Genomic DNA, 10019 nt, shown 5'->3' with positions numbered 1-10019 from the left:
CCCCCCCCCCCCCCCCCCCCCCCCCCCCCCCCCCCCCCCCCCCCCCCCCCCCCCCCCCCCCCCCCCCCCCCCCCCCCCCCCCCCCCCCCCCCCCCACGGCTCTATTTCAGGCCCACCGAACGGCTGATTGAGTCAGCGGCTCATTTGGCTGGGCGCCGCACGGCGTGGTCTCAAAAATTGCACGCGTTCGTCGAGCCCTGCTGATTGCCATACGTGCCGGACTGCCAGACGGCGGAGCCGCCGGAAGTGTAGACGACGAAGTTTCCGTCGTCCTGAACCACGGCGTACCCGCCAGTGGCGTCGTGGCCGATGCTGTTGTCGCCGAAGCCGCACACGTTGGCGAGGCCCATCGTCAGCTCGACGAAGCCGCGGTTCTGGAACCTGATGGTATTCGGCTGGCTGCCCCCGCTGCTGTAGGACCCTGACGCCCACATCGCGTGGCCGTCGCTGTTGCGGTACAGCACCAGATTCCCGTCGCACTGGAAGACGAGGTGGACGGAGCTGGAGGTCGACGCCCAGCCGCAACCGTAGGCTGCGTCGTTGAGAGCCATCGTCTGGCTGGCCGCCGCAGCGGGCAGGCTGTTTGCGAACAGCATGGCCACCGCCGCGCCCGTTGACACGCCAACAGCTGCCAGGCGCTTGGTGAGGCGCTTGGTCATTGTCATTTCCCCTCCCGATCTTTATTTTGCAGGTCCGCGTCGCGGAACCGGTCCGATGTTAGGCGTACAGACGGCCGAGCGTAGGGTTGTTTTTCATCCATCATCCGGAATTGATGCCTCCATAATTACCAAGAGTTTTATGGGGCTTGGTGGAACTGGTGACGGGAGGAAACTTCCGTGTGCGCAGCGTGATCTCTCCTGAGCTAAACGTGATCCTCCTCATGGGGAAGTTCGACTGAAGCGGCCTCGGGGATCTGCTGTGGCCGGGGCGACTGAGTGTGCTGTGCCTGTGGATGCCGGGCCATCCCGAAGCCTCCACCTGTGCGCCGGGCGAGTGAGCGGGACCGGCGCGCCGGGGGCGGATTTCCGGCCGGGCGTCCGAGATGTCAGGCTGGGGGCCCGACCGTCCCCGAGCCATGGGCTGGGGGACGGGGTACACCGGGGTTTCGGGCCGGGCCGGTGAGGGAGGATCTTCCAGCCGGCGACGGCCGGGGTCGGGTACCACCAGCCGGATGTCGGGATGGCGCACAGTCCTACCGGAGGGTGGGATGGCGCACAGGCCCGCCGGAGGGTGGGATGGCGCACGCGCCCGCCGGAGGGTGGGGTGGGGGCACCACCCGGCCGGAGGCTGGGGGAGTGTCCGAGTCGGATTCATGGTCAACACCGGTGTAGAACGGGGGAGTGACGGCAGTGACGGCCTCGGCCCAGTCTTCGATCCACGCAGGGAGCCAGCCGGCGGGGGACACCCTGGACAAGGCGGCCCGGGAGAACTTCCCGGTCGCTCCTGCCTTCCTGCCCGCCGCCTGGCGGGACGATCTGATGGCCGTCTACGGTTTCGCCCGGCTGGTCGACGACGCGGGCGACGGCGATCTCGCCGACCCGGCGGGCACGGCCGCGCTGCTCGGGGCCGCGGTGCCGGCCGGGGAGCCGGACGGCACGGCCTTCCGGCTGGCGCTGCTGGACGCCCTCGAACGCGACCTCGACCGGGCCTTCGAGCTGGCGCTTCCCGGCAGCGTCGCCGGCGACGGGTCGACCGCCGAGCCGCCCCGGCACCCGCTGCTCCGCGCCGTCGTCCCGCTGGTGGACCGGCACGCGCTGACGCCGGAGCCGTTCCGCCGGCTGATCGAGGCCAACCGGGTGGACCAGAGCACCGCCCGTTATGCGACCTTCGAGGACCTGGTCGGCTACTGCACGCTCTCCGCCGACCCGGTCGGCCGGCTGGTGCTGGCCATCGCCGGGGTCGCCACCCCGGAGCGGATCGAGCGCTCGGACGCCGTCTGCACCGCGCTGCAGGTCGTCGAGCACCTGCAGGACGTCGCCGAGGACTTCGGCCGCGGCCGGATCTACCTGCCCACCGAGGACATGGCCCGGTTCGGGGTGACCGAGGAGGACCTTGCCGCGCCCACCGCCGGACCTCGCGTGCGCGAACTGGTGGCCTTCGAGGCAGCCCGGGCCCGGACCCTGCTCGACCGCGGCGCGCCGCTGGTGGGTACGGTTCACGGAAGGCTCCGACTGCTCCTGGCGGGATTCACCGCGGGCGGCTACGCGACCCTGGCGGCGATCGAGGCCGCCGGGTACGACGTGCTGGCCAAGCAGCCGAAGCCCGACAAGCGCCGCCTCGCGTTGAAGGCGGCGGCCATCTTCGCGAAGGGAAGGTGAACGCCCCAGTGGCGGCATCACCACTGGCGTCCTCGCAGGTCATGGCGGCCTACCGGTACTGCGAGGCGGTCACCGCGCTGCAGGCCCGCAACTTCAGCTACGGCATCAGGCTGCTTCCGGAGCCGAAGCGGCTGGCCATGTCGGCGCTGTACGCGCTGGCTCGACGGGTGGACGACATCGGGGACGGCGAGCTGCCGCCCGAGCGCAAGACCGAGCAGCTGCTCGCCACCCGCGCGCTGCTGGACGAGGTCCGAGCCGGCGCGGTGGCCGAGGAGGACACCGATCCGATCAAGGTCGCGCTGGCCGACGCGGCTCGCCGCTTCGCGATCCCGCTGGACGCCTTCGACGAGCTGATCGACGGCGTCGAGATGGACCTGCGGGGTGCGGAGTACCAGACCTTCGAGGACCTCAAGGTCTACTGCCGCTGCGTGGCGGGCTCGATCGGCCGGCTCTCGCTGGGCGTCTACGGCTGTGAGGAGCCCAAGCGCGGCGCGGAGTACGCGGACACCCTCGGGCTCGCGCTGCAGCTCACCAACATCCTGCGTGACCTGCGCGAGGACGCGATCAACGGCCGGACCTACCTGCCCGCCGAGGACCTCGCCCGGTTCGGCTGCGAGCAGGGCTTCGCGCTGTCCCGGCCGCCGCGCGGCGCGGACTTCACCGGTCTGGTGGCGTTCGAGGCCGAGCGCGCCCAGGGCTACTTCGCCGAGGGGCTGCGGCTGCTGCCGATGCTGGACCGGCGCAGCCGGGCCTGCACCGCGGCGATGGCCGGGATCTACCACCGGCTGCTCGGGCGGATCGCCGCCGAGCCGGAGTCGGTGCTGCGCGGCCGGGTCTCGCTGCCGGGCTGGGAGAAGGCGTACGTCGCGCTCTCCGGTCTGGCCGGAGGCCGTTCTTGAGCCTCGCGCACATCTCATCGCCCTCCACCAGCGGGGAATCACCCAGGGGGGCGTGGTTGTTGTCCGCGGGGATCGGGATCGGGTGGAACACGAACGACGGGGGGCGCGGATGACCGGGCGAGTCGAGGCTCGGCACCGCTCGGCGGTGGTGGTCGGCGGCGGTCTGGCCGGCCTCACCGCCGCGCTGCGGCTGGCCGAGGCCGGCCGGCGGGTCACCCTGCTGGAGACCCGGCCGCGGTTGGGCGGTCTGGCCTTCTCCTTCCGCCGCGGCGAGCTGACCGTGGACAACGGCCAGCACGTCTTCCTGCGCTGCTGCACGGCCTACCGCGGGCTGGTCGACCGGCTGGGCGCGGCCGGTCAGGTGGCGCTGCAGCCCCGGCTGGACGTGCCGGTGCTCTCGGTGGCCGATGGGCGGCACCGGCTGGGCCGGCTGCGCCGGGCCGGGCTGCCGGTGCCGCTGCACCTGGCCGGCAGCCTGGCCGGCTATCCGCACCTGTCGCCGGCCGACCGGCTGCGGGTGGTCCGTGGCGCGCTCGCGCTGCAGCGGCTCGACCTCGCGGATCCGGCGTTGGACGGCCGTTCGTTCGGTGAGTGGCTGCGTGCGCACGGGCAGAACGAGCGCACCCTCGCCGCGCTCTGGGACCTGGTCGGGGTGGCCACCCTGAACGCCCGGGCCGACGAGGTCTCGCTGGCGCTGGCCGCGATGGTCTTCAAGACCGGCCTGCTCTCCGACCCGGGCGCCTCGGACATCGGTGTCGCCACCGTGCCGCTGGGCGCCCTGCACCACGACGCGGCGCTGGCCGCGCTCGCCGCCCTGGACGTCCAGGTCCGGCTGCGCACCCGGGCCGTCGAGCTCAAGCCGGTGTCCGCCGAGGGCGGGCCGCAGCACACCGTCCGGCTGGAGAGCGGCGAGCTGCTCAGCGCCGACACCGTGGTGCTGGCCGGCGCGCAGGACGCCGCCGCCGCGCTGCTGCCGGCCGGCTCGCTGGACGGACAGCGGCGGCTGGCCGAGCTGGGCACCGCGCCGATCCTCAACGTGCACGTGGTGTACGACCGCCGGGTGCTGCGCCAGCCGTTCTTCGCGGCGCTGGACTCACCGGTGCAGTGGGTCTTCGACCGCACCCCGCACTCGGGCCTGTCGCGGACCCGTCCCGGCGCGCAGTACCTGGCGCTGTCGCAGTCCGCGGTGCGGGACGAGATCGACCTACCGGTGGCCGAGCTGCGTGCCCGCTACCTGCCGGAGCTGGCACGTCTGCTGCCGGCCGCCCGGGACGCCGAGGTGCTGGACTTCTTCGTCACCCGGGAGCGCACCGCCACCTTCGACCCGGCGCCCGGCACCGCCGCGCTTCGCCCTGGGGCCCGGACCAAGGTGCCCGGACTGCTGCTGGCCGGCTCGTGGACCGCTACCGGCTGGCCCGCGACCATGGAGGGGGCGGTGCGCAGCGGCCATGCCGCCGCGGACGCCGCGCTGGCCGCCGCCGGTGAGCGGACCCCGGTGGACCGCGGCGACGGGCGGTGGCCCCGGTGACCGCGCCGACCAACCCCGCGCCACCCCCGACCAGCACAGACATCCGCACACCACCTCAGGGAGAGGGAAGCTACGTGGAGGCACGTCCCGGTACGGCCAACGGAGTGACGGCGCAGGCCGAGCCCGTCTCGGTAGCGGAGCTGCTGGCACGCGGCCGTACGCTCTGCACGCCGCCGCTGCGCGCCGTGGTGGCCCAGCTGGCACCCCCGATGGACGCGGTCGCCTCCTACCACTTCGGCTGGACCGACCGCACCGGCAGGCCGGTCGCGGGGGACGGCGGCAAGGCCGTGCGCCCGGCGCTCGCCCTGCTCTCGGCGGAGGCGGCGGGCGCCCCCGCAGCTGCCGGAGTAGCTGGCGGGGTGGCCGTTGAACTGGTGCACAACTTCTCGCTCCTGCATGATGATCTGATGGACGGTGACGAGACCCGTAGGCACCGGGCCACCGCCTGGACGGTCTTCGGGCCGGCCCAGGCGATCCTGGTCGGCGACGCGCTGGCCACCCTCGGCACCGAGGTCCTGCTCGACGCCGCCACCCCGCGCGGCGGCTCGGCGGCGACCCCGGCCGACGCCGCCCGGGCGGTCCGGCTGCTCACCACCGCCACCCGCAAGCTGATCGACGGGCAGGCCCGCGACCTCTCCTTCGAGCAGCGCGACGTGGTCTCGGTCGAGGAGTGCCTGGAGATGGAGGCCGGCAAGACGGGCGCACTGCTGGCCGCCGCCGCCGCGATCGGCGCGGTGCTGGCCGGCGCCGACGACCGGACCGCCGACGCGCTGGAGCGCTACGGCCACCATCTCGGGCTCGCCTTCCAGGCCGTGGACGACCTGCTCGGCATCTGGGGCGCCACCGAGGTGACCGGCAAGCCGCACTGGGGTGACCTGCGCCAGCGCAAGAAGTCGCTGCCGGTCGCGGCCGCGCTGGCGGAGGGCGGCACCGCCTCGCGCCGGCTCGCCGAACAGCTGGCCGACCCGGTCGGCCGTGGTGAGGAGAGCGAGCAGACGCTGGCCGCCCGGGCCGCGCTGATCGAGCAGGCGGGCGGCCGGGCCTGGACCCAGGAGGAGGCCCGCCGCCGGCACAAGACCGCCCTCGCCGCCCTGGACGAGGTGCCGATGACCGACGAGGTGCGCGGAAACTTCGTCGCGCTCGCCGAATTCGTGGTGGTACGAGAGAGGTGACCTTACGTTGACAGCAACCGCGGACGGCCGGCTCGACCCTGAGTACGATCCCGAGCCGGTCGCGGTGGAAGACCGGCCGCCGGCGCTGCCCCGACTGGTCCCGCCGCCCGAGGGCGGTTGGCCTGACGGGGAGCCGGAGGACACCCCACCAGTGCAGGATTCACCCCCGGACCGAGCGGCGATCCAGGACACCCTCGACCGGGCCACCGCGCACCTGTTGTCCCTGCAGGATTCCGAGGGCTGGTGGAAGGGCGACCTCGAGACCAATGTGACGATGGACGCCGAGGACCTCTTACTCCGCCAGTTCCTGGGAATCCGGACCGCGGAACAGACCGCCGCCACCGCTGACTGGATCCGCTCCCAGCAGCGCGCGGACGGGACCTGGGGGACCTTCCACGGCGGTCCGCCGGAGATCTCCACCACCGTCGAGGCCTACGTCGCGCTGCGCCTGGCGGGGGACCGGCCGGAGGACCCGCACATGCTGGCCGCGGCGCGGTACGTCCGGGAGGCCGGCGGAATCGCGGCGACCCGGGTCTTCACCCGGATCTGGCTGGCGCTGTTCGGCTGGTGGCCCTGGGAGCGGCTGCCGGAGATGCCACCGGAGATCATGTTCCTGCCGAAGTGGCTCCCCCTGAACATCTACGCCTTCGGCTGCTGGGCCCGGCAGACCATCGTGCCGCTGACCGTGGTGTCGGCCCACCGCCCGGTCCGTCCGGCGCCGTTCAGCCTCACCGAGCTGCACACCGACCCGGCGAACCCGTTCCCGTTGCGCCCGCTCGCCCCGCCCGCCAGCTGGGACGGCCTCTTCGAACGCCTGGACCTGGTGCTGCACGCCTACCACAAGCGGGCGGTGCGCCCGCTGCGCCGACTGGCGCTGAGCCAGGCCGGCCGCTGGATCGTCGAGCGCCAGGAGGCGGACGGCTGCTGGGGCGGCATTCAGCCGCCCGCCGTCTACTCGCTGATCGCCCTGCACCTGCTCGGTTACGAGCTCGACCACCCGGTGATGAAGGCCGGGCTGGCCGCCTTCGACCGTTTCACCGTGCACACCGAGGACGGTCGGCGCTGGCTGGAGGCCTGTCAGTCCCCGGTCTGGGACACCTGCCTGGCCACCATCGCGCTGGTCGACGCCGGGCTGCCGGGCGACCACCCGGCACTGGTCCGGGCCACCGACTGGATGCTCGGCGAGGAGATCACCACCCGCGGCGACTGGGCGGTGCAGCGGCCCTCACTGCCCCCGGGTGGCTGGGCCTTCGAGTTCCACAACGACACCTATCCCGACATCGACGACACCGCCGAGGTGGTGCTGGCACTGCGCCGGGTGGTCCATCCGGACCCGGAACGGGTGGCGGGCGCGGTGCGGCGCGGCGTCCAGTGGAACCTCGGCATGCAGTCCAAGAACGGCGCCTGGGGCGCGTTCGACGTGGACAACACCAGCACGCTCCCCAACAAGCTGCCGTTCTGCGACTTCGGTGAGGTGGTCGACCCGCCCTCGGCCGACGTCACCGCCCACGTGGTGGAGATGCTCGCCGAGGTCGGCAGGGCCGACGACCCGCGGACCCGCCGGGGCGTGGACTGGCTGCTGCGCAACCAGGAGGCGGAGGGCTCCTGGTTCGGCCGCTGGGGCACCAACTACATCTACGGCACCGGCTCGGTGGTGCCGGCACTGATCGCCGCGGGGGTCCCGCCGACCGATCCGGCGATCCGGCGTGCCGTGCGCTGGCTGGAGGAGCGGCAGAACCCGGACGGCGGCTGGGGCGAGGACATGCGCTCCTACGAGGACCCGGAGACCTGGTCCGGTCGCGGCGAGTCGACCGCCTCGCAGACCGCCTGGGCGCTGATGGCGCTGCTGGCGGCGGGCGAGGGGCCCGGCGGCCGGTACGCGCCGGAGGGTGGCGGTGGTACCCCCGCCGTCGAGCGCGGCGTGCGCTGGCTGGCCGCCACCCAGCTGCCGGCGGGCAGCTGGGACGAGCCGCAGTTCACCGGCACCGGGTTCCCGTGGGACTTCTCGATCAACTACCACCTGTACCGGCTGGTGTTCCCGGTCACCGCGCTGGGGCGTTACCTGAACGGCAACCCGCTGCTGGGCGGGGGGCGGGCGACATGACCGGCGCTCCGCTACTGGTGCTCTGCGCGCTCGCTCCCGAGGAGTGGGCGCTGCGTCGGGCCGACTGGGCGCAGGCGCTGCACGGCCCGCCGGTGTTGGCGCGGACCGGTCTCGGCCCGGTCCGCGCCGGCCGTACGGCGGACGCGCTGCTCGCGGCCGGCGGCTACGGTGCCGTCGTGGTGACCGGGTTCTGCGCGGCGGTGGCGCCCGGGCCCGCCCCCGGCGACCTGCTGGTCGCCGACGAGGTGCGCGACGCCGCCGGCACCGCCTGGCCGGTGGCCGCCCCGGACGCGCTCGCCGAGGGGCTGCGCACCCTGGGCCTGACCGTGCGCCGTGGGGTGCTGCACTCCACCGACCACGTGGTGCGCGGTCCGGAGCGCGGGCGGCTGCACCGGGCCGGGGCGCTCGCGGTGGACATGGAGTCCGCCGCGGTGCTCGGCCGCTTGCCGGCCGGGCTTCCGGCGGCCGCGGTCCGGGTGGTGGTGGACACCCCCGGGCGCGAGCTGTTGCGCCCGGGAACGCTGCCGGCCGGCCTGCGCGCCTGGCGGGCGCTGCGCGCCGCCGCCCCCGCCCTGCTCGGCTGGCACCGAGCGGTCGCCGCACCCGCGCCGCGGGCTCGGCCACGGTCCCCCGAGGTCTTCCTGTCGACCCACTCTTCCAAGCCGACGCTCCCCCAGGAGGCGAGCTAGCCATGGCCATGCCGCTGCGTCAGACCGTGCGGGTCAGTACCTATCTCATGCAGCAGAAGCTGCTCAAGCGGCGGGACAAGTTCCCCCTGATCGTCGAGCTGGAGCCGCTCTTCGCCTGCAACCTCGCCTGCGAGGGCTGCGGAAAGATCCAGCACCCGGCCGGCGTGCTCAAGCAGCGGATGCCGGTCGCCCAGGCGGTCGGCGCGGTCCTGGAGTCGGGCGCGCCGATGGTGTCGATCGCCGGTGGCGAGCCGCTGATGCACCCGCAGATCGACGAGATCGTGCGCCAGCTGGTGGAACGGCGGAAGTACGTCTTCCTCTGCACGAACGCGCTGCTGCTGCGCAAGAAACTCGACAAGTTCACTCCTTCGCCGTACTTCACCTTCACCGTGCACATCGACGGGCTGCGCGAACGGCACGATGAGTCGGTGGCCAAGGAGGGGACCTTCGACGAGGCGGTGGAGGCCATCAAGGAGGCGAAGCGCCGCGGTTTCCGGGTGACGACCAACAGCACGTTCTTCAATACCGACACGCCGCAGACCGTGATCGAGGTGCTCGACTACCTCAACGACGAGCTCAAGGTCGACGAGATGATGATCTCCCCGGCCTACGCCTACGAGAAGGCGCCCGACCAGGAGCACTTCCTCGGCGTGGAGCAGACCAGGGAGTTGTTCCGGAAGTCCTTCGCCGGTGGCAACCGCCGCCGCTGGCGGCTCAACCACAGCCCGCTCTTCCTGGACTTCCTGGAGGGGAAGGTCGACTTCGAGTGCACCGCCTGGGGCATCCCCAACTACTCGCTCTTCGGGTGGCAGCGACCCTGCTACCTGATGGCCGACGGGTACGTCCCGACCTACCGCGAGCTGATCGAGAAGACCGACTGGTCGAAGTACGGCCGCGGTCGGGACCCGCGCTGCGAGAACTGCATGGCGCACTGCGGGTACGAGCCGACGGCGGTGCTCGCCACCATGGGCTCGCTCAAGGAGTCGCTGCGGGCGGCCCGCGAGACCGTGGGCGGCACCCGGGGCCCCCAGTAGCAGTCCACCCCCGGCGCGCGTGCTCCAGCGTGCGCCGGGTGGGCCCCCCGAAGGCGCCGTCCAGCACGACGGGCCGTCGCTCCGGGCCGGACGATGGCACCACCAGCACACGACCGCATGAACGAGGATGAGCACAGCCATGACCGCGATCTCGCTCGGTATTCCGTCCCTTCCGCATCTGCCGCTGGCGACTCGCCGGGTGTCCCGGCAGATCATGGTCGGGAACGTCCCGGTGGGTGGTGACGCGCCGGTGTCGGTGCAGTCGATGACCACGA

General features: G+C 73.0%; 8 protein-coding genes and 1 pseudogene. 8 read left to right on the top strand and 1 reads right to left on the bottom strand.

Annotation, left to right across the window (positions count from 1 at the left end):
• Positions 1–170 precede the first annotated feature (170 nt).
• Positions 171–659, bottom strand: coding sequence for a hypothetical protein (locus tag ACIGXM_RS37065; protein WP_396568528.1), 489 nt, complete (start codon positions 657–659; stop codon positions 171–173).
• A 690-nt stretch (positions 660–1349) separates the two neighbouring features.
• Here ACIGXM_RS37065 and hpnC point away from each other — a divergent pair.
• From hpnC to ACIGXM_RS37025, 8 genes and pseudogenes are all read left to right on the top strand, one after another.
• Positions 1350–2318, top strand: coding sequence for a squalene synthase HpnC (hpnC, locus tag ACIGXM_RS37060; protein WP_396568531.1), 969 nt, complete (start codon positions 1350–1352; stop codon positions 2316–2318).
• 41 nt (positions 2319–2359) lie between these two features.
• Positions 2360–3217 carry a presqualene diphosphate synthase HpnD gene (gene hpnD / locus ACIGXM_RS37055; RefSeq protein WP_396568530.1) on the top strand — a complete coding sequence of 286 codons (858 nt, stop codon included), beginning with the start codon at positions 2360–2362 and terminating at the stop codon, positions 3215–3217.
• Between the two features lie 109 nt (positions 3218–3326).
• Positions 3327–4745: a hydroxysqualene dehydroxylase HpnE gene (gene hpnE / locus ACIGXM_RS37050; RefSeq protein WP_396568527.1), complete on the top strand. Its 1419-nt coding sequence runs from the start codon at positions 3327–3329 to the stop codon at positions 4743–4745.
• A 74-nt stretch (positions 4746–4819) separates the two neighbouring features.
• Positions 4820–5917, top strand: a complete 1098-nt coding sequence (locus ACIGXM_RS37045) for a polyprenyl synthetase family protein (RefSeq protein WP_396568526.1) — start codon at positions 4820–4822, stop codon at positions 5915–5917.
• A 151-nt stretch (positions 5918–6068) separates the two neighbouring features.
• Entirely contained in the window at positions 6069–8021 is a 1953-nt protein-coding gene (gene shc / locus ACIGXM_RS37040; RefSeq protein ID WP_396568529.1) for a squalene--hopene cyclase, read from the top strand.
• Positions 8018–8710 (top strand): 1-hydroxy-2-methyl-2-butenyl 4-diphosphate reductase, encoded by a 693-nt coding sequence (locus ACIGXM_RS37035; RefSeq protein ID WP_396568525.1) that lies wholly within the window; start codon positions 8018–8020, stop codon positions 8708–8710. The genes shc and ACIGXM_RS37035 overlap by 4 nt, the downstream gene beginning before the upstream one ends.
• Before the next feature lie 2 nt (positions 8711–8712).
• Positions 8713–9744, top strand: coding sequence for an adenosyl-hopene transferase HpnH (hpnH, locus tag ACIGXM_RS37030; RefSeq protein WP_396568524.1), 1032 nt, complete (start codon positions 8713–8715; stop codon positions 9742–9744).
• 139 nt (positions 9745–9883) lie between these two features.
• Positions 9884–10019: pseudogene (locus tag ACIGXM_RS37025) on the top strand (4-hydroxy-3-methylbut-2-en-1-yl diphosphate synthase); the annotation flags it as partial.

Source organism: Kitasatospora sp. NPDC052896 (assembly GCF_044547075.1).
In the GTDB taxonomy this organism is placed as follows: domain Bacteria; phylum Actinomycetota; class Actinomycetes; order Streptomycetales; family Streptomycetaceae; genus Kitasatospora.
Note: the sequence above shows the minus strand (reverse complement) of the source record. Positions and strands in the feature narration are given on the sequence as shown.